Annotated in this window: 21 protein-coding genes and 2 pseudogenes; 13 read left to right on the top strand and 10 right to left on the bottom strand. The window is 57.5% G+C overall.

Annotation, left to right across the window (positions count from 1 at the left end; all coding sequences use genetic code 11):
• Positions 1-251 precede the first annotated feature (251 nt).
• Positions 252-2,537 (top strand): restriction endonuclease, encoded by a 2,286-nt coding sequence (locus M2D63_RS00370; protein WP_285860692.1) that lies wholly within the window; start codon positions 252-254, stop codon positions 2,535-2,537.
• 130 nt (positions 2,538-2,667) lie between these two features.
• On the opposite strand, the gene M2D63_RS00365 is transcribed toward M2D63_RS00370, so the two are convergent.
• From M2D63_RS00365 to M2D63_RS00350, 4 genes are all read right to left on the bottom strand, one after another.
• Positions 2,668-3,930: a hypothetical protein gene (locus M2D63_RS00365; RefSeq protein WP_285860691.1), complete on the bottom strand. Its 1,263-nt coding sequence runs from the start codon at positions 3,928-3,930 to the stop codon at positions 2,668-2,670.
• A 3-nt stretch (positions 3,931-3,933) separates the two neighbouring features.
• Positions 3,934-5,067, bottom strand: coding sequence for a nucleoid-associated protein (locus M2D63_RS00360; RefSeq protein ID WP_285860690.1), 1,134 nt, complete (start codon positions 5,065-5,067; stop codon positions 3,934-3,936).
• Between the two features lie 453 nt (positions 5,068-5,520).
• Entirely contained in the window at positions 5,521-5,862 is a 342-nt protein-coding gene (locus M2D63_RS00355; RefSeq protein ID WP_285860689.1) for a DUF6124 family protein, read from the bottom strand.
• A gap of 319 nt (positions 5,863-6,181) precedes the next feature.
• The gene (locus tag M2D63_RS00350; protein ID WP_285860688.1) at positions 6,182-6,841 is read right to left on the bottom strand and encodes a TetR/AcrR family transcriptional regulator; all 660 of its coding nucleotides are present in this window, start codon (positions 6,839-6,841) and stop codon (positions 6,182-6,184) included.
• A gap of 47 nt (positions 6,842-6,888) precedes the next feature.
• On the opposite strand from M2D63_RS00350, the gene M2D63_RS00345 reads away from it, so the two are divergent.
• Together M2D63_RS00345 and M2D63_RS00340 are read left to right on the top strand one after the other, a co-directional pair.
• Positions 6,889-7,962: a sugar phosphate isomerase/epimerase gene (locus M2D63_RS00345; protein ID WP_285860687.1), complete on the top strand. Its 1,074-nt coding sequence runs from the start codon at positions 6,889-6,891 to the stop codon at positions 7,960-7,962.
• Positions 7,959-8,849: an alpha/beta fold hydrolase gene (locus tag M2D63_RS00340; RefSeq protein WP_285860685.1), complete on the top strand. Its 891-nt coding sequence runs from the start codon at positions 7,959-7,961 to the stop codon at positions 8,847-8,849. Before M2D63_RS00345 ends, M2D63_RS00340 begins: the two co-directional genes overlap by 4 nt.
• 64 nt (positions 8,850-8,913) lie before the next feature.
• Here M2D63_RS00340 and M2D63_RS00335 read toward each other — a convergent pair whose 3' ends face one another.
• Positions 8,914-9,171 (bottom strand): hypothetical protein, encoded by a 258-nt coding sequence (locus tag M2D63_RS00335; protein ID WP_285860683.1) that lies wholly within the window; start codon positions 9,169-9,171, stop codon positions 8,914-8,916.
• A gap of 117 nt (positions 9,172-9,288) precedes the next feature.
• On the opposite strand from M2D63_RS00335, the gene M2D63_RS00330 reads away from it, so the two are divergent.
• From M2D63_RS00330 to M2D63_RS00320, 3 genes are all read left to right on the top strand, one after another.
• Entirely contained in the window at positions 9,289-10,161 is an 873-nt protein-coding gene (locus M2D63_RS00330) for a WYL domain-containing protein (RefSeq protein WP_285860682.1), read from the top strand.
• Between the two features lie 132 nt (positions 10,162-10,293).
• Positions 10,294-11,358 (top strand): hypothetical protein, encoded by a 1,065-nt coding sequence (locus tag M2D63_RS00325; protein ID WP_285860680.1) that lies wholly within the window; start codon positions 10,294-10,296, stop codon positions 11,356-11,358.
• A gap of 12 nt (positions 11,359-11,370) precedes the next feature.
• Positions 11,371-12,969 (top strand): hypothetical protein, encoded by a 1,599-nt coding sequence (locus M2D63_RS00320; RefSeq protein ID WP_285860679.1) that lies wholly within the window; start codon positions 11,371-11,373, stop codon positions 12,967-12,969.
• 8 nt (positions 12,970-12,977) lie between these two features.
• Here M2D63_RS00320 and M2D63_RS00315 read toward each other — a convergent pair whose 3' ends face one another.
• Entirely contained in the window at positions 12,978-13,742 is a 765-nt protein-coding gene (locus M2D63_RS00315; RefSeq protein WP_285860678.1) for a hypothetical protein, read from the bottom strand.
• A 140-nt stretch (positions 13,743-13,882) separates the two neighbouring features.
• On the opposite strand from M2D63_RS00315, the gene M2D63_RS00310 reads away from it, so the two are divergent.
• From M2D63_RS00310 to M2D63_RS00295, 4 genes and pseudogenes are all read left to right on the top strand, one after another.
• Complete coding sequence (locus M2D63_RS00310; RefSeq protein WP_285860677.1) at positions 13,883-14,341, top strand: GNAT family N-acetyltransferase; 459 nt, start codon at positions 13,883-13,885, stop codon at positions 14,339-14,341.
• Positions 14,342-15,137: 796 nt separating this feature from the next.
• Positions 15,138-15,644 carry a CAP domain-containing protein gene (locus M2D63_RS00305; RefSeq protein ID WP_285860675.1) on the top strand — a complete coding sequence of 169 codons (507 nt, stop codon included), beginning with the start codon at positions 15,138-15,140 and terminating at the stop codon, positions 15,642-15,644.
• 145 nt (positions 15,645-15,789) lie between these two features.
• Positions 15,790-16,116: pseudogene (locus tag M2D63_RS00300) on the top strand (sterol desaturase family protein); the annotation flags it as partial.
• Positions 16,117-16,495: 379 nt separating this feature from the next.
• Positions 16,496-17,224, top strand: a complete 729-nt coding sequence (locus M2D63_RS00295; RefSeq protein WP_285860674.1) for a lytic transglycosylase domain-containing protein — start codon at positions 16,496-16,498, stop codon at positions 17,222-17,224.
• Positions 17,225-17,235: 11 nt separating this feature from the next.
• Here the strand turns inward: M2D63_RS00295 and M2D63_RS00290 are convergent.
• The 3 genes and pseudogenes from M2D63_RS00290 to M2D63_RS00280 all read right to left on the bottom strand — a co-directional run.
• Positions 17,236-18,156: pseudogene (locus tag M2D63_RS00290) on the bottom strand (pyridoxamine 5'-phosphate oxidase family protein); the annotation flags it as partial.
• A gap of 52 nt (positions 18,157-18,208) precedes the next feature.
• Positions 18,209-18,835: a glutathione S-transferase family protein gene (locus M2D63_RS00285; RefSeq protein WP_285860673.1), complete on the bottom strand. Its 627-nt coding sequence runs from the start codon at positions 18,833-18,835 to the stop codon at positions 18,209-18,211.
• Between the two features lie 95 nt (positions 18,836-18,930).
• Entirely contained in the window at positions 18,931-19,833 is a 903-nt protein-coding gene (locus tag M2D63_RS00280; protein WP_285860672.1) for a LysR family transcriptional regulator, read from the bottom strand.
• A 135-nt stretch (positions 19,834-19,968) separates the two neighbouring features.
• On the opposite strand from M2D63_RS00280, the gene M2D63_RS00275 reads away from it, so the two are divergent.
• Complete coding sequence (locus M2D63_RS00275) at positions 19,969-21,177, top strand: MFS transporter (protein ID WP_285860671.1); 1,209 nt, start codon at positions 19,969-19,971, stop codon at positions 21,175-21,177.
• Positions 21,178-21,333: 156 nt separating this feature from the next.
• Complete coding sequence (locus M2D63_RS00270) at positions 21,334-22,530, top strand: patatin-like phospholipase family protein (RefSeq protein WP_285860670.1); 1,197 nt, start codon at positions 21,334-21,336, stop codon at positions 22,528-22,530.
• Positions 22,531-23,069: 539 nt separating this feature from the next.
• On the opposite strand, the gene M2D63_RS00265 is transcribed toward M2D63_RS00270, so the two are convergent.
• The gene (locus tag M2D63_RS00265) at positions 23,070-24,068 is read right to left on the bottom strand and encodes a nitronate monooxygenase family protein (RefSeq protein WP_285860669.1); all 999 of its coding nucleotides are present in this window, start codon (positions 24,066-24,068) and stop codon (positions 23,070-23,072) included.
• Positions 24,069-24,438: 370 nt separating this feature from the next.
• Between M2D63_RS00265 and M2D63_RS00260 the strand changes: the two genes are divergently transcribed.
• Positions 24,439-24,771 carry a DUF2790 domain-containing protein gene (locus tag M2D63_RS00260; protein WP_285860668.1) on the top strand — a complete coding sequence of 111 codons (333 nt, stop codon included), beginning with the start codon at positions 24,439-24,441 and terminating at the stop codon, positions 24,769-24,771.
• Positions 24,772-24,790: the final 19 nt, after the last annotated feature.

Below are 24,790 nucleotides of genomic sequence, written 5' to 3'. Positions count from 1 at the left end.
ATCAGCGCCATTTGCGGTCCTTCTTCGAGATGTGAATAGGTAGCCAAGCCCCCTATTTAACAAAGCTCGCAGGATCATGGTGGCACTGTGTCCCCACTCAAATACCCCTGCTGTGACGGTGGTGATATGCTTGGAGCTAGAGTGTTGGACTGGAGCTATAGAAATTTTCATTTCTAGTAAACGAAGGTTGTACTCAAGATATAATGTCAATATTCGCAATGCGAATAAGCCCGGCTGGACGGACGCTAATAATGCCTAGCTATGATTTCAAACAGCTTTCCCCTAATGACTTTGAGGAGCTTGCTCGAGACCTCATCCAGGCACGGGATCAGATAATTTTAGAATCTTTTAAGTCTGGAAGAGATGGCGGGATTGACTTCCGTATCGCACACGCGTCCCTGAATACAATAGTGCAATGCAAACACTACAGCGGCACTGGATTTACGGGGCTGTTGAGCAGCCTTAGCAAAGAAAGCATAAAAGCTCAAAAATTAAATCCGACGCGCTACATTTTAGTAACTTCAGTTGGGTTGACTCCGGAAAATAAGCTAAGCATCGCGAAACTATTCGACCCATTACTTTCCTCTGCTGACATTGTCGGTCGAGACGATTTGAATAACCTCCTCACTATTTTTCCCAGTGTCGAGATGACGCACTACAAGCTGTGGCTGGCAAGTAAAGTTGTTCTAGATCGCGTCATCCACAACGCCTCTCTAACGCAAAGCGAGTTCGATGCGCAACGTGTTCACAGGGATATACAGCGTTATGTAAGCAGTGCCGCATTCCCTAGAGCTTTGAAAATGTTGGATAAAGAGCATGTCGCAATCATTTCCGGTGCGCCCGGAGTTGGAAAAACCAGCTTGGCTAAAATGCTGCTATTCAATTACCTTGAGCAGGGTTACGAAGTAGTATCAATCGTGGATGGCTTCCGGAGTGGCCGAGAGCGCTATCAAAAAGGCAAAAAGCAGATTTTTTACTATGATGATTTCATAGGAGCCACATTCCTTGGCGAGAGCGGCTCATCTTTTACACGAAATGAAGACAGAGAGATTCTGGACTTTATTGAATTAGTGCAGAGCTCCCCGAATTCAGTTCTTATACTGACCACTCGCGAACATATCCTGAGGCAAGCGATAGCAATTTCTGAGAAGCTTAAGCACTCTACCATTATCGACAGGCACTGCGTTCTCGAGATATCTGATTACACTCAGCATCAGCGGGCGCTAATTTTATATAATCACATATATTTTAGTGAGCTGCCGAAAGATTATGTGTCAGCCTTGCTAAAAGATCGCTTCTACACAACAATCGTAGAGCATGCCAAATTTAATCCTCGGCTTATAGAATGGCTGTCGTCCTATCATAGAGTTAAATCGGCTCCCTCGGAGAAATATCAAGACTTCGTAAAAAACTTGTTAGAAAATCCTGCTGAGATATGGTCGCACGCGTATGAAAACCAGATTAGTGACGCAGCTAGAAGCGTGCTTTTAGCGCTATATCTATGCGGCGGTAAAACTGATCTGAGGAATTTGGAGAGGTCTTACAATACCCTTCACGGCATTCGATCAGACCATTATGGATTCCGCACCCAGCCGTCTGATTGGCGCAAGGCTTTAGCGGAGGTGAATGGGTCTTTTATAAGGCCGGGCGCTAAGCTGGAGTTTATTAATCCCTCTGTTCTAGATATGCTGAACGAAGTAGTTCGACAGGATACTTCCAATTTAATAGACCTAATAGATGCCGCTGAATATTTCCCTCAACTCCGACGCATCTGGGTGTTTGCTAAAGCAGAAGAAAGTACAAGGATTTTTGATTGTCTTTTACGCGAATCTGATCGGCTAGCACAAACAGTCGAAAGACTGCTTAAGGCCCCTGCGGCTGTTACGTACAACTCTGAGCCTTTCTATTACTACTCTAACTCCCTGGAAAGTCGAACCGACACAGTATTACAAATAGCGTCATCTATAGTTTCCCAGCGCATGCAAGCGATTGCGCTGGAAGCCCTTGAAGTGCTATCAAGCTCATGGGTGCAATCGGTACCAAATATTGTTAGCGGGACAGATGTATTCAAGCAGCTTTACAAAGGTAATGCCATTTCCGCCAAGGATAAAGAGTTTTATCTGGACTTCATCATCGACACTTTATTAAATCATTCATTGAATGGTGCTCGATCAAATGAACTGTGTTCGCTTTTAAGCATTATTGATAAGCGCCCTAGCGCCTCCCGCTCAGAGTTGCTTGCAAGGGCGATAGAACAATACCTAGATGACAGTTTCAGAGAAGAGCTATCTGAAATGGGCTCAGTATCTGAATGCGAATCTTTAGAGCAAGATGTACTTGCTTTAAGCGAAGCAATAGAGGTCGATGTGTCTTCGGAGTGCGCATGGATTGCAGAGAAAATTGGTGAGCTTGAGGCTTATCATGACGAGCAGTCCGCACATGCGTATGAAATCTGGAAAGAAAGTAGAGGCGCAGGCTATGAGGCCGGCCCCTCTATTGATGAACTGTTCAATACACTAATCAGCTCGTATCAATAAGTTAACCTTAGTAGGGAGGCCTCTGCTGGAGCGAATTTCTAAAACACAGCTAGTCCATGAATTGTCGCTAAGTTAGATCGTAGCGGGGTTTCCGTTGATGCATGCATGAGATGCCATGCGCAGGCCTCGCCTATGGACTTAGAAAAATAGGATCAATATAAGGGGCTGCGGAAATTGCCGAAATAGCAGTCACAGCAACCCATAGCAGCGAGTCCCAATATTTTATGAGAGCCAATAGCGCCGCCCCGGCCCCGGGTAATAATGCCAGTCCCTGCAATAACAGAAAGGTGCGCCGCAAAGTACGCCCCTGCGTTTCGACTTGCTCAATTGTAATTTTGAGCAGGCCTTGAAGCTTGGGGGGATAGGTTTTGATTTTGTCTTTGAAGTCGTCGAAAACAACATTGAAGCTATGTAATAAGCGGTTCGTCTGTAGCGTCTGATTGTGCAGGATTGCGAGTAGGACCAGCGACACGACAATCAAACCAAGTACCAAAACGAATCCTTCAAACGGAGAAGTGCTGTTGTTCAGGGCTACCCATCCAGCAAAAGAGATCGGGAGCGCCAGCATTTTTCCGGCAATGTCCCCCAGCACGCCGCTGAGCTTGGTCCCGTAGTCAATTTCCGCCTGTGCCAATTCACGTCGAGCCTTCTCGAATGAGAAACTGTAGACGTATGTTTGCAAGTTGGCACGGTAGGTAGCTAGGACCTCATTCCATTCGCGAACAATTACGAGGAAGTGATTTGGCTCGCTTTCAAACTTCTCAATTACACTGGCAATTGCCATCCGAATCATGAGCTTGCGTTCTGAGAGGTGAGCCTTGTTTTCATTTTTACGGTTGAGGATCTCCTCTAGCAGACTCACGTGTCTGAGCTCATGCCCAAGTACATTTTCATCAACCACAGTCGGCAGAAGAAACGTCCTGGGCGGTTTTGCGCCATCGGGAGGCAAAGCGAAGAACAAATTATAGGTGTCTGGACTGCTGTCCTTGTCTACCCCGATTGCTAACAACGCCAAAAGTTCGATCAGCCTACAGACCCGTCTGAGCCCTTTAATTTGTGTCGGTTCGCCACCGTCGAAATCGGCCCAATCTAAGTCAACTACGTATACATTCTGTGGAAACTGCCCTTTCCCCAGTGAGCCATTACGTGCCAAATCGCTCACGTTCGCGTAAAATCGGCCAGATTCATTCGTGGGTAGGCGGAGTTCGATCTCTACTGCACCACCTTCAACTATTTCATGATGCTGGATTTTGCCAAACTCGGGCTGCAAATCCTTGCATCCCTGCAGCGCGGCCGTGATGTCGGGAGTGAGCGGTCCATCATAGGAGGCTACACCACCTTCGATGGCTGGTGCTCCCATTGCCCGGTACAGGGCCACGACATTGGAGAACATGGTTTACCCAACCCTGGCCTGAAGCTCTTTCTCAATCAAATCGACCAGCTCCTGGTTCATGTTAGATAGGGTTAGCTTCTTACGACCCTCATCATAATAAACATCGGAATTTGGCTCCTTCCCCAAAGCACCACGTTCAAATTGAAGTGACCAGCTCGCAGCTTCGCCTTTAATCCTGGTCTTCTCTTTCAGCGATTTTGGATTGACGGTGAAATCCTCAGGAACTCGATGTTTTTCGTCGTTGAGATAGTCTTTCAGCCCTGCGATCTCATCGACCAGATCAGGTGGAACGTGCTGAATTGCCGCATGGCAGATCGCATCCAGCCGAGCAGATTTGCCATCCGCCAGCCGGTCCTGCAAGTACCGGACAACCGCCTCTTTCGCCTTGTAGGCAAAGGGCTTGAGTTGTTTATTGTTGCGGAAGAAACGACCAACGTAATCAATGGCATTTTTGGTTGCCCGGCCGGATGCCACGCCTTTGGCACATCCCAAGGCGGAGATAAAATAGTCAGACGCCTGGCTGTCTCGGCCACGGCTGATAAAGCAAAGATAGGTCGTATCAACCTCTTCTGCGTCCGCAGCATCTACAACTGCGTTGCCTTCAGCAGCAAGCATGGCGGCGGCAGTGACCGTCGCGAATTTCACCAAGTTGATCCTGGCTGCCTGCTGAACAGTCTTCAGGTCCACTTCCTGGATAGCTTTGGGCACATAGTTCTCATCGAGCTGAATGCCCCCACGCTGCTTGATACTGGCGACTAGAAAGAAGTCAGAAGCTCCTGAGGTGTACTGCGCGCAGAGAATATGACCGCCGGTAGCCAAGGTTTGATCCTTCGCCTGCTCGACCAGTTGATCCATGGCCAAATGGGTTAAAGCGATAAATTCAGCCTCATCATCACAGACATCGACGAATGCACTAAACCGATCGGGAAATGGGCCTTGGCGACCGTCGTCTGCAAATTGTCCGTAGACCACACTGTTCCCTTCTTTACCAATCAGGCCGTTGATGCCTTCGACAAGGGACTCTAACGCTGGGTTTCGTGTATCGAGGACAACGTCCTTTTTCACCACGTCAGAAACGAGATCTGTATGAACAATTTTCTTGAAGCTGTGGATGATGGCGGTTTTTAGCGTGATCACAGATCGACTTCCGTTTCAGTAATATCAATGTGAGATTACGAGACTCAGAGGTGGCCTGCAAATGGCCATTGGTCTGCCGCCCGTTTTCCCCGAACGGTCAACAGAGCCATTGAGAGTGATCGATACCTTTACTGTATGCATAGCCAGTATTTTTGTCGAGCTCAAATTACATTGACTGCTACAGAACGACCGCTCCCTTGTCGAAAGATTGCTGCCGGTCATGACGGGCAGCAAAAAAGGAAAACGTTCCATCCAGGGCGCAATAGACGGTCCAGATTTGTGCTTCACACGGAACTGCATCGCGAACTCGCAGCCGCTGTCGCCAGTCTGCAATCGCTAGCAACCCAGGCGCAAAGCAACACCCAGCCCTCCCACCCAACGCCGGACACCAGCTCAAATCGCCATTCCATATCGATAGGCCGCACCTGCGGCCCTTGGCACAACCTTCAACAATCACTCAACTGAAGCGTGATCCACCTGCCCAGCACGACGCACTAACGCCGCCGTCGTGGATCGCGCCTCCACCTCATCCAGCAACGCCTCCACCAGCGCCAGGCTCATTTCCAGCGAATGCTGGGTAGCCCAGAGCAGCCCACGAACATCAGGCTCGACCTTCTCACAGGCCTGTGCATTGGTCTGGTAAGCGCTTCTCAGCAAGACACTGGCATGGACCAGGGCGTCTTCGGACGAGACTCCGGTGCGGACGGCAAACAATGGGGCATGGCTGCTGTTACAGGAGCCGAAAGTAGTGCTGGTTTTGGTGACAAACGGGGGATCGGGGACAGGCTTTGTCATTGTGGTGCTCCTTCGTAGTTAAAGGATCCGCCACCGACTGCCGCCAAGCAGGGAAGGGTGACGGACTACGCAAGGTTGGCGGACCGGTACGAAGGAACCGGCACTTCCGAAGAAGTCCATGCGCAGCCCGCCATAAAGCAGCATCGCGGGCACAAAAAAAGCGCCTGCGATGGTGAAAATGGGGCGCTTTGCGCCTTCGTCCCGGGCCGCCAAGCCCGAGTCGCTGGATTTACAGCGACAGGAGGAGGGTAGCGAGGTTGGAGTGCAGATTCAAGGGGAGGGGCCTAGGCAGAACCGACCACAGCCCCCTGAACACCAGCTATCGCCGATCACTCTCCGGCAACACTGCCAATGCACACTTGCAGGCACTACGCAGCGCATCCGCCGACACCCCATCCCGCGCCTGCACCGAGATCCCGTGCAGGAACGTGGCATAGAAATGCCCCAATGCCTCAACGTCCGCATCGGTAGGCAACTGGCCGTCAGCGCGGGCCTTGTGCAGCCGCGAAATGATCGACTCGGTCCGCTGCAGACGATGCCCGGACAACCAGGTAAGAACCCCGGTATTTTCCGGCGCCACACCACTGGCCGCGCTCACCACCAAACAGCCACGCGGTTCACCGGCCCGAGTGTAGGTGCCGATAGCCGCATCGAGCATCTGCGCCAACGCCTGACGAATATCCGGCATCTCCAGGGCGCGATCGGCGAAGCCACCTTCAGCCGATTCATACAGCGCCACAGCCTCTTCGAACAACTGCTGCTTGCTGCCAAACGCCGCATAGATCCGCGCCGACGCGATGCCCAGCGCGGACACCAACATCGACATCGACGTGCCTTCATAGCCGTGTTCCCAGAACAACCGCATCGCCTTGCGCAACGCTTCCTGTTTGTCGAACTCCCTGGGACGTCCTGCCATCGCCTGCCTGCCTTGAATGGGGTGGGCGACCATTCTATCCAACTCGGGGTTGACGGCCAGCATTGATCGATCCTATTGTTTGTCGATCGACAAACAATAGGATCGATCGTATGAGAACCCTCAAAGGCCCCAGTCTCCATCTCGCCCAGTTCAGTGGTGACCAACCTCCGTTCAACAGCCTGGACAGCATCGCCGACTGGGCCAGCGGCCTGGGCTTCAAGGCCCTGCAGGTGCCGGCCTGGGACGCGCGTCTGTTCGATGTCGCGCAAGCGGCGCAAAGCCACGGTTACTGTGAAGACATCAAGGGCAGGCTGGCCGAGCGCGGCTTGCAGATCAGTGAGCTGAGCACCCATATGTTCGGTCAGTTGGTCGCGGTGCATCCCGCCTACGACGCGATGTGCGATGCCTTTGCCCCCGCGGCCTTGCGCGGGCACCCTGCAGAACGCAGCGCCTGGGCCATCGAGCAGGTGAAGCTGGCGGCGCGGGCCAGTCGCAACCTCGGCCTGGAAGACATGGGCACCTTCTCCGGTTCGCTGGCCTGGCCGTATCTGTTCCCGTTTCCGCAGCGCCCTGAAGGGCTGATCGAGACGGCCTTCGAGGAACTGGCGCGGCGCTGGCGGCCGATCCTCGATGTGTGTGACGAGCAGGGCGTCAACCTGTGCTACGAGATCCATCCCGCCGAAGACCTGCACGACGGCACCAGCTTCGAACGCTTCCACGCCCTGGTGGGTGAGCACGAGCGCTGCCGGATCCTCTTCGACCCCAGCCACTTCGTGCTCCAGCAACTGGACTACCTCGGCTACCTGGACCTCTATCACCCGTTCATTCGCATGTTCCACGTCAAGGACGCCGAGTTTTATCCCAGCGCCCGCCAGGGGGTGTATGGCGGCTACAGCGGCTGGGCCGATCGGGCCGGGCGGTTCCGCTCGCTGGGCGATGGGCAGGTGGATTTCAAGCGGATCTTTTCCAAGCTGGCGCAGTACGACTATGCCGGCTGGGCGACGCTGGAGTGGGAGTGCTGCCTGAAAGACCAGGAGGACGGCGCCCGCGAAGGCGTGGCATTCATCAACCGCCACATCATCCGGGTGACCGAGCAGGTGTTCGACGATTTTGCCGGCGCGCCGGTCGACGCCGGGCAGATTCGCCGGATGCTCGGCGTGCACACGCAGGAGGCAGGCGCATGACGGTACCTCTCGATTCTTCGGTCAATGGGTTCACCCATTCCTATATGCAGGTGGACGGCCTGCGTATCCATTGCGTGGTGGCGGGCGAGGGCGAGCCGGTGCTGCTGGTGCCGGGCTGGCCGCAGACCTGGTATGCCTGGCGCCATGTGATGCAGGCGCTGGCCGGGCGCGGCTTCATGGCCATCGCCGTCGATCCGCCGGGCCTGGGTGACTCCGATCGCCCGGCCCAGGGCTATGACACCGGCACTATCGCCCGGCTGCTGCACCAGGCCATGGCTCAGCTCGGCCACGACCGCTACCACCTGGTCGGCCATGACGTGGGCATGTGGGTAGCCTATGCGCTGGCCAGCGACCAGCCGCAGGCGGTGAGGAGCCTGGCGGTGGCCGAAGCCGTGATTCCCGGCTTGGCCGCGGCGCCGCCGATCTTCGTTGCGCCGCAGGAGAACATCTTCCTTTGGCACTTCCTGTTCAACCAGCTGCGCGACTTGCCGGAGTTCCTGATTGCCGGCCGTGAGGAGGGCTATCTGAACTTCATGTTCGACCTCTGGGCTGTGCGCCGTCACAGCGTGGCGTCGGACGTCTACATCCGCGCCTATTCGACGCCGGGTGGCCTGCGGGGTGGCTTCGAGTATTACCGGGCGATCCCCGAAACCATCCGCCAGAACACAGAGCGCGCCCAGCGCGAACTGGAGATGCCGGTACTGGCGATCGGGGCGCAGCATGCCACGGGCGATGCGCCGTTGCAGACGCTGAAGGGGCGCGCACGATCGCTGCGCGGGGTGGTCATCCCTGAGTGCGGGCACTTCGTGATGGAGGAAGCGCCGCAGGCATTCAACGAGCATCTGCTGGCGTTCCTGCAGGAGGTGCAGGCCGGGTCGGTGGACTGACTTCAATTCCCTACATGCTCAGGGCCGGGAGTGCCAGCCTTGAGCCTGCACCCGCGGGCAGTATTCATTTGCCTTCGGGCAACAACTCCTCCAGCAACGTCACCTTCCTCTGCAACTGGTCCACATGCGCCCGCTCAGCACGCAGTGCCGACCGAAGCGCCTTGTTCTCCGACGCATGAATGCGCGCCCAGCGCAACGTCGTACGGCAACTGACAATGGTGTCCCACAGCTTTTGCAACTTCAGATAGTGGGCCAGCAGCAACACAGCAATCACCACCATCATCGCCAGGGCAACTGCCGAAATCACATCCGTCGTAGTCATGTTCAGTCCTTTCGCTAAGTCGTTTGTTACGAAGACAGCCAAAGGATATGTAGTGATTTATTACACGTATAGATTGTAGACTTGTACAGGTAAACAAACCACGCACATGGACAGGCCATGAAACGCACACAAGAGATCGACCAGGTCCGCTGGGACCTGGCACTTCGCTATCGCTTGATCGAAACGGTGGCCTGGTGGGAAGGCCGCCTCACCACGGGCCACCTGATGCAGAGCTTCGGCATCAGCCGCCAGCAAGCGTCCAAGGACATCAACACCTACATCACCGAGCATGCGCCTGAAAACCTTACATATGACAAGCAGCTGAAGGGTTATGTACCGGGCAAGCACTTCACCCCGCTGTTCATCGAGGACAGTGCCAATGCCTATCTGCAGCTGCTGAACCAGACCCACTCGCGGGCACCGCATGTGGAGGGGTTGGCACTGGCTTATGCGCATACCAAGGTACTGGAGGTGCCGGACCGCACGATTCGTCCCCAAGTGCTGCGGCCACTGCTCAAGGCTTGCCGAAATGGCGAGGTCATCGCCATCGAGTATGTGTCGCTGTCCAACCCCGTGCCGGAGATGCGGCTGATAGCGCCGCACACCCTGGTCTACACGGGTATGCGTTGGCATGTGCGGGCGTATTGCGAGAAGAATCGCAAGTATCGGGATTTTGTCTTGAGCCGCTTCCGCGGGGCGCCGGAGTTCGAGCGGATGAGCGAGCACCTGATCGACGAGGATGAGGAGTGGAACACCCTGGTCGATGTGGTCATCGAGCCGGACTCGCGTTTGAAGCCCGAGCAAAAGGCGATCATCGAGGTCGACTTCGGGATGGAGCACGGTGAGCTGGTGATACCGACGCGGTGTGCGCTGGTGGGTTATGTGTTGCAGCGCTACCAGATCGATCCGAAGAAGCTTGAGCCCAAGGCCTCGGCACAGCAGATTGTGGTGAAAAACCTGGAGGCGTTGAAGCCCTGGCTGTATGAGTAGGTACCCGGCCAATGGCGGGGCCCTTGTGTCGCATGAGCAGTGGCATTCTAAAATGCCACTACAGGCATATTGACATCACTCGCACCCTATGGAGAATCGCAGGCACTTTTGTCCACCACGGATGGCCTGCTCATGTATCGACGTATCTTCCTGCAATCGACTCAAGGTTTCGGTGCCAACCTGGTTAGCCATGAGTGCGAACCGATGGCCCGCGACGCAGTGGGCTGCACCTTTATTTTCTCGTCTATCGGCGACGCCCTGTCTCGCGCTTACGACTCGGCAAAAGACGCCGTCAGCGATGTGGCTGACAAAGTGGCCGATACCGTCTCCGATGCGTATGACGCCACCCGCGAAACGGTCGGCAATGTGGCCGAGACAGTGTCCGAAACAGCCTCCAATATCTACAGCTCCACTGCCGAGACGCTGTCCGACGCGGCAGAAACAGTGGGTTACGCTGTGTCCGACGCTTACGACGCGACTCGCGAAACCGTCTCCAACGGCTACGACGCCACGCGCGATTACGTAGGCGACGTGGTCTCCGGCGAGAAGGAAATTGACTACCTGAAAGTGCTCGGTGGTGCCGCGATCGGCGTGGGGGCCGTCGCCGCAGCGCCCTTTACCGGCGGCGGATCGCTGATCGGTGGCGCCAGCCTGCTGGGCTCACTGGCCGGTGCTGGCACTATCGCTGCTGCCGTGGGCGCTGGCGTTGCCGGTGCCGTGGTGGCCGCGAACATGGACGGCGACGAGGAAGCACGCAAGGCCGGGTTCGATGCTGGCGTCAAGCAAGCCAAGGCCGAGCAGCTGGCTGAGATCACGATGCTCAAAGAGCGCCTGGAAAAAGCCATGGAAAGCCTCAAGGCAGCCGGCGAACACTTCAATGCAATCATCGCCCTGAACGCCGTGGCTGTCGCGACCGCCCAATGCGACGGCGATATCACCGCAGACGAACGGGCCAACATCGAGCTGTTCATCACCGGCCTCGCCGCCGGCGCCATTCCAGAGGCGATCAAAGCCAAAATCGAGTCGCTCTACCAGCAGCCGCCAACCGTGAAGGAAGCCTTTGAGCTGGCGAAAAAATCGGGCATGAGCCTGTCCATTTTCGACGACATCATCAACCTGGTCGTGCACTCGGACGATGCCGTGCACCCGCAGGAAGCGGCCTTCATGCAAGCCTGGAACAGCCTGAAATCCGCGTAAGGAAGCCGCCCGATGAGCAAGCTCGAACAGTTCAGAAAACAACAGGCCCTGCGCGAGCAACTGGCCAACCGCCCGCTGCTTCACGCCGCTGCCGCCCCTGAAGAGGTCGCGGCGCTGCTGGCCAGGCCGACCGACAGCGCACGTCTCGCCAGCCTGGACTATCACGCCTCGTTGAGCTTCACGCTGCAGGCCGCCCCCCAGGATGCTCGCGAGCTGCTCGGCGAGCTTGAGCAGGAATTCGACCAGGCCCGGGTGAACGAGCTGTTGTCCAAGGCGCAGCGCGACATTATCGGCGCCATTGCCGGTCCACTGGGGCTGGGTAAGTTCCTGGCGGTGTACGACAAGCAGGGGGGTAATGTGACCACCGTTCACAATGCCAGGCAGGACATCTATGCCAATCCTGACGAAGAAAAATACAACCGCGATCACTATGACAGGGGGGCGAACAGCCAAGGCAAGCGATTCGCTGGGGGCGGTGATAAATCGGTGGGTTCGACGTTTACCCGTGGCCAACTGGACAAAGAACAGAATCTGCGTGATGGCTACACCGGTGAAACGGTCAAAGGCGATCAGACCAGCCCCGACCACATCATTCCGCTGAAGAAATACCACCAGAACGGTGGCTACATGCAGTCTAAAACCCAGCGCGCCGATTTCGGGACGGATACCGAGAACCTAATATCCACTCAGCGCCACATCAATAGCTCGATGAATGATGATGAAAAGCTGGTGTGGCTGGATAAGCAATCGAGCGGTCGCAAAGTTACCAACGAAGAATATTACGGTATCGATCGCAAGCGTGTAGAGGCTGCAGTGGAGCGCGGCCAGGCGGCTGCCGACCGCCACGCCCCCAGCACCTCGGAAAAAGCCGCCTACTACACCGCCCACGCCGCCCAGACTGGCATGAACGAAGGCTTGAAGATGGGCAGCCAGCAGGCCTTCGGCATGCTCATGGTCGAACTGTTCAGCGGCGCCCTGGACGAGGTCAAGGACCTGTTCCGCAACGGCCGCCAGAGCGACACCATCCTTGCCGAACTGGGCGAGCGCCTCAAGCGTGTGGGCGTCAAGGTAGCGGGGCGATGGGAGCAAATGCTGCACGGTTTCAGCGGCGGCTTCATTTCCGGCTTCGTGTCCAATGCCGTGACCGTGATGATCAACCTGTTCGTCACCACCGGCAAACGTGCGGTACGGATGATCCGCGAAGGGATCTTCTCGTTGCTCAAGGCACTCAAGACCTTCTTGTTCCCGCCCAAGGACATGACCTTCGCCCAGGCGGCACATGAAGCCTTGAAGTTGCTCGCTGCGGGCGGCGTCGTGGTGGGTGGCGTGGCCCTGGAAGAGGTGGTCGAGAAGCTTATTCTCGGGGTCCCCCTGTTTGCACCCTTTGCCGCTGTGCTGACGGCTGTGCTGGTGGGGGCCGCGACCGCGCTGAGCATGACCTTTGTCTGCTACCTGCTCGACAAGATCGATCTGTTCGGCGTGGTCCGTGCTGAGCGAGACAAGCAGATGATCGGGACGCTGGATACGCGTATCGATGCACAGATGACGCTGTCGATGAGCGTGATCGAAGAGCTGGACGGGTACCTGCTGACGGCGCCTTCCCCGGCCTGAAGCAACCGCTACCGTGCAGCCAGCAACCTGGCGAGCATGAATGTCATCACTACGGCCAGCATGACGGCCGTAGTGATGGACAGCACGGCGCCCCATTGCAGAATCGAAACCTTGACGGTCAGATAGAAGCCCACCACACCAACAGCCCCGATCGCATTGCCGCGCACGATTGCGCCCAGCTCGTGATGCCCGCCCTGCACATGGGCGAAGACGGCAAGCGGCCAGGCGATCACCGGTATCGGCGCCAGCAACCCGCTGGCCACCGGCCCAAGCCACTCAGCGCTTGCCGTGATTGCCAGGAGCAGCAGGGTGGCCGTCACCATGCGCATCGGGATGACCCAGCGGGGCAGGGGGACATACTGCGCTGCCTTTGTCTGTGCTTGTTTCGACGTGACCACAATGATCACCGCGACCAGCAGCAGCGTGGCGATGATAGAGAGTGCCAGCCACCCCAAACGACTCATCGCGAACGCAGTCGAGCCGTAGAAAACCAGCGCCGCACAACATCCGCTAAACGCAGAAGTGCGTCGGGTGACCAGGAAGTAAAACAGGTAGGTCGCCTGGATCGCAGCCAGCCCGGCCAGGGCGCCGGGTACGGCCATGGAGGCAAAGGTCTCTCCCTGCTCCAGGCTGAGAAACAGCATGACCAGCGCCGAGGTGAGGGGCAGCCCCGACAGCAGCCCGCCGATCTGGGCGCCCCAGCGCTTTCCAGCCAAGGAGATCAACAGCATCAGTGCAGGTGTGATGAACAGCTTGAGGTAGAAGGCAGTCATGAGAGATACGTCATGTTAAATCGCATGAAGGAGCGTGCTCTCAGGCAGTCTTTGCCTGGCGTCCCATGCTAGTTGAAGTGAGTATTTGGCTGCCAGCGGCGGTTACTATCGGCGGGAAAAACAGACAAGGAGTGTTGCAAATGCTGCGAGTGGATTGGCTCGATACACAAATGGACCAGTGCGGCGTCATGGCCGAATGGCTTTATCAAGAATTCCGTTATGAATTTGCCCAGCAATCGCTTTCAAGCTGGCAACAGGAGTTCGCCGATGGACAGCGTGATGGCCGCTGGAAGTGCCTGATCGCAACGGAGCGAGGCGAGTTGCTGGGTGGCGCTTCGCTTGCCAGTAACGACCTGGCTGACCGGCCGGATCTGGGCCCGTGGCTTGCGTGTGTCTTCATCAAACCTGAAGCGCGAAGGCGAGGGCTTGCGGCGCAGTTGATCGAAGGTATCTGTGACCATGCAAGAAGCGCTGGCTTCACGACCTTGTACTTGCACACTCACAACCAGAGCGCTTATTACGCCACGCTTGGTTGGGAAGTGCTGGATCGCTTTGAGGCTTGGGGGAAAGAGCAATACCTTATGTCACGGCGGTTATAGTCAAAATCGACTTCATATTTGCGCCGCTTGCTTTCTATAAGCAGCAATCCGCTGACGTGTCTGGGGTATCACAAAGCCAGGGCCAGAAGCTGCCTTTCACGGTAGGCGGTGAACGACCCTGGGCATGCTGATACGCGACCCGTGCCTGGATTTCTCTATCCGGACAGTGCGCGCTGCGGCCCGACGCAAGGATCTGAAAATTATTACGGAGTTGGGGGGCCTTCTGCAGTAAGCCACGCGCTCACCATTGGTGGCCGCAGAAGCGGTGGTTGCGTTGCTGACGTTTGACTCAGACGATGCGAGACAGATTCTCGACGCCTATCGATCGGCGGATAGTACCCGCCTGTCGCACCGGGAGGCATCGGCCGTGAAGCAAGTGTCGCGCTAGGATTTGTTTAACTCGAGCGGCGGCGATTCATATCACTCCATATGTTGGCGCTGATACGATGTGAGGGCTCAGCAAAAGATGACCTTGCGCGGGATTTCATAAGTTATGTATTGGTCAGTAAAAATGCGTAGCCAGGTCAAAATCGTATCAGTACCAACAACCAGGCTCAGGAGGCCATTTTAAGGGTTTCCTTAAATTACTAAATGCTATGTAGTTTATGTTGAAATATTCTTGATCCTGGCCTTTTTCATGATAGGAATGCGTGGTAGTTCTGAATTTATATTTGCTGGATGCTTGCTGGATATTGTGTTAGTAGTTCGACCTCTCAGGTTGTCCGGCCAATATTATAGGGCCTGATTAGGTGTCCCGCCCTCACCCTATAAGCGTTGCAGAAAAGGAGGGCAGAAAATGCGAGGCCAGATTATTAAGCTGATGTTTCTCCCCGTAATAGTAGTAACAGTGGCGGGGATGGGCTGTCCGCAGGGTGGGACGAGTAATGGGCCAGCAGATCGAATTCTCTCGCTAATCAACCAAAAACGCGTTGCTGCGGGTTGTAAAGAAGTTTTTGGAAATGGGCAGCTTTGGACAGCCGCCGATCGGCATGCAAATGACATGGCATATAAAAAAGCCCACCTGCAGACTGGCACGGATGGTCATACTGGGACTGACGGTAGTAGGCCGGAGCAACGAATAACCCAAGCTGGCTATACACCGTACTCCCGTATTGGCGAGATTATATATTGGAAGGATAATAATCTCTCTCAAAATGAAGAAGTGGCAACTGTTGATTGGTGGATGAATAGTCCGCCACATAGAGCTATTATGCTCGATTGTCAATTTACAGATGCGGGTGTGGCGCTTTATTACCCAGGAGGTACAAGTTGGTATACCACAGTTGATTTCGGGAAGAAGTAGTTTTGCTGGTGGAGTAGGGCGGATAATCGCGTTGCGGTTATCCGCATTTTTCGTTTGGTGGCGGTTAAGGCTATGAATCGCCCCTGGTTTCGTACACTCCTTTGAGTCACAGCATTTTGGCCGAATGCAGCCCTTCGCGATAGATAGCCATGTCTGGCTGTCGTTCGGCCCACGGCTCGAGCATGTGTTGAACAGCACGGCCCAGCACCAGATCCATCACAGTGACGCCCCGCGCCATTTCAACCGCAACTTCGGCACCAACCTGTCCCTCTGGGACTGGACGTTCGGCACGCTCTATGTCACCACATCAACGCCTGAAAACATCCGCTTCGGCACCGGAGAGCAAGACCACCAGCGTTACCTGACGGTCTATAGCCTGATCGTCACGCCCTTTGTCGAAACAGCCCGTAAGCTCCTGGTGAAACGCCGTCGCAAGGCTGTGCTCGGGGCGTCCGAGGGGCCCTATCTATAGCACTATTGATTCATGTCGACGCAGCATCTGTGTGAGAGGAATTTCCCGGATGCCGAAAGCGGCCTTAGCCAGAATCGCGGGGCAAGCCCGCTCCCACCGAGCTTCTATGCACCTCGGCCGAGAGCAGTCTTTCGCGAATGCCAGCTGACATCGAAAGAGCCCGGCCGAAACCGGGCTTTTTCATGTCCGTGCCTCAGGTCTGGAACTGCAGCACCGAACGCTGCAGGTTGCGCGCTGTCGGCCAGGACCTCGCGGCCTCCCGTACGTCAACGCAAGTTCCAGGGCCGGTTACAAGGGGTATAACTATCAGTACAAAAGGCGGGTCACCCAGATAGGCAACGCTCGGGCCTGATCGGCGCCTGCGGCGCGGAGCGATGTGATGAGTTGCAGAGCATGGCGATCGGCTCGCAAGAGCCTTCTTGGCGGCATCGGGCTGGCCTTGCTGGTCGCGCCACTGTGCGCCAGCGTCACGTTCAAGTGCCAGGCCAGTGACGGCGCCAAGGCAATGGCCCAGCCTCGGCTTGTGCGGGTCGACACCCCAGGCGCGATGCGGATCCGGGTGTACACCTTCATGCACAGGGGTGTTCGTCAATATGTGAGCCGGCGCCCGGTCGGGATCTCCGCACGGGTCGATGTCCTTGAGCTCTATTACATCAAGGGCTGCTACCTGTGCATGGCGCCGAAGGATTTCAAGGTCGCTTCACTGCGCCTGGACACCCGTTCCTATCGGCGCGAAATCGAAGCCGCTGCGGGTCGATATGGGGTCGACAGGGCGCTGGTCCGCGCCGTGATCCATGCCGAATCGGCGTTTCGCCCCAACGTCATTTCCTCCGCCGGCGCCCAGGGGCTGATGCAGTTAATGCCCGCCACCGCCGAGCGCTTCGCCGTGAGCGATCCGTTCGACGCACGCCAGAACATCCATGGCGGCGTGCGCTACCTGGCCTGGCTGCTCAAGCGCTTCAACGGCAACCAGAGGCTGGCCTTGGCAGGTTACAACGCTGGCGAAGCCTCCGTGGTCGAGTACAACGGGGTGCCGCCCTACGCCGAGACGCAATCCTACGTCACCCTGGTGCAGTCCTTGACCGAGCGCTATCGCAAGCAGCCATGAACGGTCGTTCACGCCATTTCTTGTAGATTCCAGCGGATCGACAGCGCGCGCCGCCGAAGTACGGCACGCTGTACATCGAGGGTCCAGAGGCGTTCGGCACCCTCGAAGGCGCTGATCATCGGGCTGTCGAAAACCAGCTCCGTGGTGCCGCTCAGTTGCAGGACATCGCCGCTGGCGAAGTCGACAAATAGCAGCCCGGCGACCGGGTTGAGCTGAAGGTTGCCCAGGGTGTTGAAGTGCAAGTTGCCGGCGTAGTCCGGGATGGTCAAACGATTCGCGGTGACTTGAATGAAGCCGGGACGACCGCCGCGGTGAGAGACATCCACCGAGCGTTGGCCGTCATCGTGCTCGATGTAGCTGGCGACGAAGAAGGTGTCAGCCTTGCGGATCATCGCTATCAGCGGCGCGTCCAGCGAAGCGAAGTCCTCACGGGCGAACTGTGCTCCACGGACCGTCGGCTCGCGGGTGTACAGGCGCTTCTGGATGTACTTCGGGCAGTTGCCGAAGGCCTGCTCGACGGCGACTTCCAGTCTGTCTGCTGTGACCTGCTCAAGGATGCCGTTCATGCGGTTGCGCCGCCGTGTGTGCAACTCGATGCCCAGCAGGCCGACGGCACTGCCGGCAGCAAGCCCGCTGGCGGCCGGGTCTTGCGGGTCCCGCTCGGTGGCGAGTACCAGGCGCCATGGGTCGGGCGAGGTGACGAAGCCTTCCGGCCCTTCCAGCAGCGTCGCCCAGGGCCGGCCCTGGGTATCCACCGCGCCGACGATCATGAAGGGCAGTTGGTGATAGAAGTCACGGTGCTGGTCGGGCATGTAGTCGCGGATCGCCCGGCGACCGTAGGTTTCGATATCTCCGGTTACGCCGACGCGTTCGTGCATGGCCTTTTCGCCGGCGTGCCAGGGAGAAGGTCGTTGATCGCTTGGAGGGTTCATCGCCAATACCTCGCTGGAAGGCTGCCGGGCCGACCGGCAGCGGGTTGCGCGTTCAGCCGGCCTGCAAGCCGACAGCAGAGCGCTGCATGGGCACGAAGCCGGGCAGCGCCTCGATGCGGGCCAGCCAGGCGCGAAGGTTCGGGTAGTCCGCCAACGAAACGTTGCCCTCGGGCGCGAGGGCGATGGAGGTGTAGTTGGCGATGTCGGCGATGGTCACCTCATTGCCGGTGAGGAAGGGGGCCTTGGCCAGCTCGCCTTCCATGACCTGGAACAGCGCATGGGCACGGGCAATGACATCCTCGGCATTGTAGCGCGCGCCGAATACCGTGATCAGCCGCGCGGCGGCCGGGCCGAAGGCGACCTGACCGGCGGCCACTGACAGCCAGCGTTGCACGCGCGCCTCGCCCAGCGGGTCTGCTGGCAGCCAGCGGCCGTTGCCATACTTTTTTGCCAGGTAGACGAGGATGGCGTTGGAGTCGCTGACGATGGCGCCGTCATCGTCAATGACCGGCACCTGCCCGAAGCTGTTGAGGGCGAGGAATTCGGGTTGCTTGTGGGCGCGCTTGGCAAGGTCGACGAAGACCCGCTCGGTGGGCAGCGCCAGCAGCGAAAGCAGCAACTCGACGCGGTGGGCGTGTGCGGACAGCGGGTAGCGATAGAGTTTGATAGCGCGGGTCATCGTGCTGGCTCCGTAACTCATTAAATCGATATTGATGGTTACATTCTGGGTTGAGTATGAACCCGCTATGTAACCTGTCAATAGTATTTTGCTGGTTACTCACTTGCGCGCAGCACGTGTGCCAGTCGGTTGGCCGCCAGCGCCAGGAAGCAACGGGTCTTGGCCGGTAGCCTGCCCTGGTTTGCATAGAGCAGGTTCACGGGGGAGGGCGTGGGCTCGTACTCCCTCAACAGGCGGACCAGTGAGCGCTGGGCAAACTGGGACGCGGCCTGGTAGCACAGCACCCGGGTGATGCCGAGGTCGCTCGTGGCGGCGGCCACCGCCGCATCGGCGGTGTTGACGGTCAAGCGCGATCGAATCGGTACCCGCGTCGTGCCCTTCGCGCCGACAAACGACCACGCGTGCGGTGAGGAAAGTCCCGTGAAGGTCACGCACTCATGGTTGCGCAGATCGGACGGGGTCTTTGGCGTCCCATGCTGCTCAAGGTACGCAGGGCTGGCGCACACGACCCGGGTGATCTCGCCCACCTGCCTGGCGGTCAAGCCGCTGTCGGGAAGCGCCCCGATGCGCACGGCCACATCGATGTTCTCTTCGAGCAGGTTGGCATTGGTATCACTGAGCACCAGGCGCACGTTGACATCGTCGGACTGACTCAGGAGTTCCTTGATAACGGGCAGCACGTGATAGCGGCCAAACACCAACGGCGCGGCGATGACCAGTTCGCCCCGCGGATTCATGTTGCCGCCGATCGCCGTGCGTTCGGCTTCAGCCACACGATCGAGGATCTCGCGGGAGGCGATCAGGTAGTCACGGCCCGCATCGGTCAAGGTCATTTGCCGCGTTGACCGGTTCATCAGCCTCACCCCCAGGTGAGCCTCCAGGTCGGCAAGCTTTCTGCTGACCGTTGGCAGTGGCATCTGCAGTCGCCGCCCGGCGGCTGAAAGGCTCCCTTCATCGACAACAGCGATGAAAACAGCCATGGCTTCTATACGGTCCATATTCTCATTTTCCGAGAGACTGACTCTTGAAGCGGCAGTCTAGTTCTCGATGTTGAGAGTGTCTACATTGCCCGGGCCGTGAATCTCCCGGCATCGCTGCTCTTCCGACGGCGTGGAAATCCTGGAACTATTTCAATGACAGACAAAACATTGCAGCTTGAGGGTGATGGGCTGGACCTCAATACCGCAGCGCCAGACCGGTGGAGCCCGGCGACCTGGTTTGCGGTCCTTTCGATGGCGGCAACCAGCTTTGCCCTGGTGTCCGCCGAGTTCCTGCCGGCGGGCCTGTTGACGCCAATGGCAAGCGATCTGGGCATCAGCGAGGGCACGGCGGGGCAGGTCGTCACGGCCACGGCTTCGGTGGGCGCCGTCATGGCCCTGTTGAGCAATGTGCTGATCGGCAGATTGAACCGCAAGACTGTGCTGATGGGGCTCAGTGCCTTGGCGATCCTCTCCAACCTCCTTGCCGCCGTGGGCACCGAGTTTTGGCAAGTCTTGTTGGGGCGGGCCGGGCTGGGCATCGCCCTCAGTGGCTTCTGGGCGCTGTCATTTGCTGTGGTAGCGAGGCTGGTGGGGCACCATGCGACAGGCCGGGGCATGTCTATCGTCACCCTCGGTGTCTCGCTCGCTACCATTGCTGCACCGTCGATGGGGGCAGTGATCAGCGACTGGCTGGGCTGGCGCAGCGCCATGGCCATGACCGCGGGGCTGGCCGCGCTGGCCATGTTGTTGCAGTGGCTTGCCCTGCCGGCGTTGCCTGCTACTACCAGCAACAGTCTTGCCGATGTCCTGCGGCTGACGCGCCGGCACGGCATTCAACTCGGCATGCTGGCCATTCTTTTGCTGATGACGGGGCATTTTGCCGGCTCGGTCTATCTGCGTCCCTTCCTCGAACAGGTCACCCACCTTGCAACCGGGCCGATAGCCCTGGCGCTGCTCGGTTTTGGTGTCGCCGCGGTGATCGGTAATGTTGTCGGTGGCCGTATGGCCGACGCCAATATCCATATGGCCGTCACCACCACCGCGGTGTTGATGGCGTTTGCGGCGCTCGCGCTGGTGCTGTGGGGCGTGCGCTTCGACATTGCCTTGGGCTTTGCAGCAGTGTGGGGGCTGGCATTTGGCATGGCGCCAGTGGTGCTGCCGATCAATCTGTCCCGGGCGGCGCCCGACGCGCTGGAGGCAGCGGGGAGCCTGATGATCACGTCCTTCCAGGTGGCCATCACGATCGGTGCGGTGGTGGGCGGTTATATCGTGGATACCTATGGCGCCATGGGCCCGTTGACGCTTACCGCCATCCTTGCTGCGTCGACGGTGGTGCTGGCGCTACTACAACCCCGCCGCTAGTTTTTTAATCAGGTAAAGGAGCGCAAAATGAACAGCCTGGCGTTCGAGTGACGTGCCGCAGGCGGCTGGCGTGTTGTCATCCCGGGCACCGGGTAGCGACTTTCTCGGGGACGATGAGCGCCCTTGCTGTTGATGGCAAGGGCCTGGAGAGGTGTCTTGAAACCATTCCCGCTCACACCTGGTGCCTCTTTGGACATGTTTCTCCAAGCGTGTCTGCCTCGCCGTGACGCTGTTCCGCCAACCTTGACGGAAAAAGCGGTCATCCCGGGGATTGCCGATGCGCGCTACAGGCTGGACCACGACCTGACGCCGTTCATTGAGGATGCGGTTCAGTCCAACAAACGTGAGAGCGAGGTGCTCGCCAGGGCCGGGAAGCCGAACGATATTCTCCCGCTGGCCAATATGCTGGCGGTTTCCGGTGGCGGCGATGCGGGCGCCTTCGCCGCGGGACTGATTGCCGGATGGACCACACATGGGACTCGCCCGATGTTCAAGATGGTCACAGGTATCAGCGCGGGCGCCCTGGTCGCCCCGTTCGCATACCTTGGGGCCGAATACGACGGCGTGATTCGCTATGTCTCCAATGCAATCGGTCCAAAAGACATTTTTCATTCGCGAAGCGTACTGACCCGTCTTGCCAGTGACGGTATCGCGGACAGCAAGCCACTGTCGCGGCTCATCGCAAAATACGTTACAGCACAGATTCTTGCGGCGATCGCAATGGAGTACGCCAAGGGACGAATTCTGCTGATCGGCACCACCGACCTTGATTCGGGACGGCCGGTCACCTGGAACATGGGCGCGATTGCCGCAAGCCAGGCACCGGGCGCGCTCGACCTGTTTCGCAACATCATGCTCGCTTCAATGAGTATTCCAGGTGCGGTTTCACCCGTGATGATCGATGTGGCCGTAGACGGCAGACAGTTCCAGGAAATGCACGTGGACGGAGGCGTCATCACCCAGGTGTTTCTTTACCCTCCCAGCACGGTGATGGCGCTGAGCAAAGCCACCGGCGTGCCTTTGCGACTCGACCGGCGTTTCTATGTCATTCGAAACGGGACACTGGAGCCGCAATGGTCCGGGACCAAGCGACGTACATTGAACATCGGCGGTCGAGCCATCAGTGCCCTGATTCAGACCCAGGGCATCAGCGACCTGGAGCGTATCTACCGCATGGCGCAACAGGATCGAGCGGATTTCAATCTTGCCTACATCGGTTCCGACTTCGATTGTGCGCACGAGCGCAAATTCGATGGCGAGTACATGAGGCGTTTATTCGATTACGCCTTTCAACTCGGCGCCAAGGGCTATCCGTGGCATAAATCACCGTACCTGGAAAACACCAGGCGATAAAAGCCACGGCTGAAAGATCGAGGCAGTCGGGTGCAGTGATCGGTTGAGTCCACAGTCAATCAAATCATCATCGACAGTGATGCTCACCAACGGCCCCCTTGAACTCGAGCAATGGACATCGCTTGGATGAATGGCAGTTCCTTGGCCTGCGGGACGTTCGGAAATCAACTGTACTTAAAATTCGACATCGAGCTCCTGGAGATCGGATTATGAGAACGCACAGGACGTTTGCTTGGGTAGCCATGATTTTTCTTCTGCTGGCGAACGGGGCATCCTGGGCTGCCACCGAACGAGCTGAGACGCGTCGTGACGCGCGCGATGTCAGGCAGGAAACGCGCCAGGGTGCGCGTGAGACGAAACAGGATTGCCGAGCGGCCGATGCCCAAAGCAATCCCCGTTGTCGGCAGGACAAGCGGCAAACGAAACAGGAAGGACGTCAAAAAGCCCGGGATATCAAGTACTGAACGTGGACGCTCGAACGGCGGAAACTGTCTGTTCTCTGCCTGTCGTGAACAGCTGAAACCGACCCATAGCGACATCTAGGCCTGGCGGCGCAGACCCTCAAAACGTTGCATTGCCCACTGTGCATCGTCGAGAACTTGATCAAAAATGGCTTCCACCGACTGCACGGCATCGGCAAACACTACCGATGGGCCATAGTCGAGCATGCCAAGACTACTGTCGCCCGTCAGGTATGCCTGGGTGGTGAGTGCGCCCATTACATGTGGGCGGTAGTGTTCGAAGTCGCTGGTCCCTGTCGCATCCAAAGCTGCAACTGCTTTTGCGCTTTTGTTGCGCAGAACCCGGTGATGCTGCTGTAGGCCGGTCTTCACTACGACGCTATCAGTACCATCGCTCTGGACTAGTTGATCCTTGTATTGGCGGTGAATCCACAACTCCTCCGATACCAACATGCGGGAGCCCATCAAGACAGCGTCTGCCCCCATCATCAGGGTCGCAGCCAGCTGGCGGCCTGCTCCTATTCCTCCACCGATGACCAGTGGAATGGAAATCTCTTTTGCGGCGTGGGGCGCCTGAACCATGCTGCTGATGCCATAGGTTCCTGGATGACCTCCACAGTCATTGCCGACAACAATGACTGCATCCACGCCAAGCCGTTCAGCTGATCGAGCGTAACGGACAGCGGGGACCTTGTGCAGGACTTTGATACCCGCTTCCCGCAGCGCTGGAAGAATACTTTCGGGACTTGCACCAGACGTTTCGACGCACAGGACTTCTTCCTCGGCAAGAATTCTCACTTGCTCTTGCAGGCGCTCAGCCGCCTTGGTTTGACTCGAAATGTAGAGGTTCACGCCGAACCTCTTGCCGGAAGTCAGGTTACGGCACATCCGAAGTTGTTCACGAAACTCGTCCGGATCGGGGAAGCCGGCGGCAACGATAAACCCCATCCCGCCCGCGTTGACGACTGCCGCGACGTAGCTCGCGTCCGAGACACCCGGCCCCATTCCTCCGCAAAGGATGGGGTGACGAATGCCGAGCATTTCAGTAATGCGGGTTTTGAACAACGGGCTTCGCATGTGGCTCTCCAGTTCATTGACGGCATAAGGCGGACAAGGCGATCCGGGCGAAGGAAGTCGAATCCACACGACGGTGCCACACACAACCGGAAGGCTATCACCTTATAGCTGAACAATCGTTCAACAGTAAAGCTGTAGTAGATCGATCGAGCGCACTGGGTCTCAGGACGGCCTGCTACGGCAGTTTGTGGCATCGAGCGATTGAATCCACAGCCACTCGTGGACATTCCTGGTCCGCTCGCTCCCCCTCGTATTTGAAGCCTCGCTCTCGTATCCGCAACGTAGCCTTACCTGGATGTAATCTCCAGATCACCCGACCGACAGGACCCGCCTCCTAATATTGAATCACGCCTAATACGGAGTGATTCACATGAAGGCTTTTAAAGGTATTACAGCTTTACTGATGCTGATGGCTTCCTCGGTCGCACTGGCTGAGGGCGGATCTGACCGTTTGCACGGAAAGATGATTCAGGCGAATGAGCAAGCTATGCGCGCCTATGCAGCCGCCAATGGAAAAAATCCACCCCAGGTCACTCACTACCGCTACGGGATGCAACTCGACGTTGCGAAAGTGATCAGTGTGACCTCGAACCGGGGTACCTGTGACGCGATGCCGGCGCAAATGACCTTTGAAGACTCAACAGGAAAGTTGAACATCCTCGAGTACCGTACCGCCGGCATGGATTGCCGCGGTCAGAATTAAGCGATCAGCGCGGCCTGCC

Source organism: Pseudomonas sp. BJa5 (assembly GCF_030272875.2).
In the GTDB taxonomy this organism is placed as follows: domain Bacteria; phylum Pseudomonadota; class Gammaproteobacteria; order Pseudomonadales; family Pseudomonadaceae; genus Aquipseudomonas.
The sequence above is the reverse complement of the archived record's forward strand: the minus strand, read 5'-3'. Positions and strand labels throughout refer to the sequence as shown.

Coding starts and splice junctions, on each gene's coding strand:
- M2D63_RS00370 (WP_285860692.1), top strand. CDS start 252: ATGCCTAGCTATGATTTCAAACAGCTTTCCCCTAATGACTTTGAGGAG.
- M2D63_RS00365 (WP_285860691.1), bottom strand. CDS start 3,930: ATGTTCTCCAATGTCGTGGCCCTGTACCGGGCAATGGGAGCACCAGCC.
- M2D63_RS00355 (WP_285860689.1), bottom strand. CDS start 5,862: ATGACAAAGCCTGTCCCCGATCCCCCGTTTGTCACCAAAACCAGCACT.
- M2D63_RS00350 (WP_285860688.1), bottom strand. CDS start 6,841: ATGCTGGCCGTCAACCCCGAGTTGGATAGAATGGTCGCCCACCCCATT.
- M2D63_RS00345 (WP_285860687.1), top strand. CDS start 6,889: ATGAGAACCCTCAAAGGCCCCAGTCTCCATCTCGCCCAGTTCAGTGGT.
- M2D63_RS00340 (WP_285860685.1), top strand. CDS start 7,959: ATGACGGTACCTCTCGATTCTTCGGTCAATGGGTTCACCCATTCCTAT.
- M2D63_RS00335 (WP_285860683.1), bottom strand. CDS start 9,171: ATGACTACGACGGATGTGATTTCGGCAGTTGCCCTGGCGATGATGGTG.
- M2D63_RS00330 (WP_285860682.1), top strand. CDS start 9,289: ATGAAACGCACACAAGAGATCGACCAGGTCCGCTGGGACCTGGCACTT.
- M2D63_RS00325 (WP_285860680.1), top strand. CDS start 10,294: ATGTATCGACGTATCTTCCTGCAATCGACTCAAGGTTTCGGTGCCAAC.
- M2D63_RS00320 (WP_285860679.1), top strand. CDS start 11,371: ATGAGCAAGCTCGAACAGTTCAGAAAACAACAGGCCCTGCGCGAGCAA.
- M2D63_RS00315 (WP_285860678.1), bottom strand. CDS start 13,742: ATGACTGCCTTCTACCTCAAGCTGTTCATCACACCTGCACTGATGCTG.
- M2D63_RS00310 (WP_285860677.1), top strand. CDS start 13,883: ATGCTGCGAGTGGATTGGCTCGATACACAAATGGACCAGTGCGGCGTC.
- M2D63_RS00305 (WP_285860675.1), top strand. CDS start 15,138: ATGCGAGGCCAGATTATTAAGCTGATGTTTCTCCCCGTAATAGTAGTA.
- M2D63_RS00295 (WP_285860674.1), top strand. CDS start 16,496: ATGAGTTGCAGAGCATGGCGATCGGCTCGCAAGAGCCTTCTTGGCGGC.
- M2D63_RS00285 (WP_285860673.1), bottom strand. CDS start 18,835: ATGACCCGCGCTATCAAACTCTATCGCTACCCGCTGTCCGCACACGCC.
- M2D63_RS00280 (WP_285860672.1), bottom strand. CDS start 19,833: ATGGACCGTATAGAAGCCATGGCTGTTTTCATCGCTGTTGTCGATGAA.
- M2D63_RS00275 (WP_285860671.1), top strand. CDS start 19,969: ATGACAGACAAAACATTGCAGCTTGAGGGTGATGGGCTGGACCTCAAT.
- M2D63_RS00265 (WP_285860669.1), bottom strand. CDS start 24,068: ATGCGAAGCCCGTTGTTCAAAACCCGCATTACTGAAATGCTCGGCATT.
- M2D63_RS00260 (WP_285860668.1), top strand. CDS start 24,439: ATGAAGGCTTTTAAAGGTATTACAGCTTTACTGATGCTGATGGCTTCC.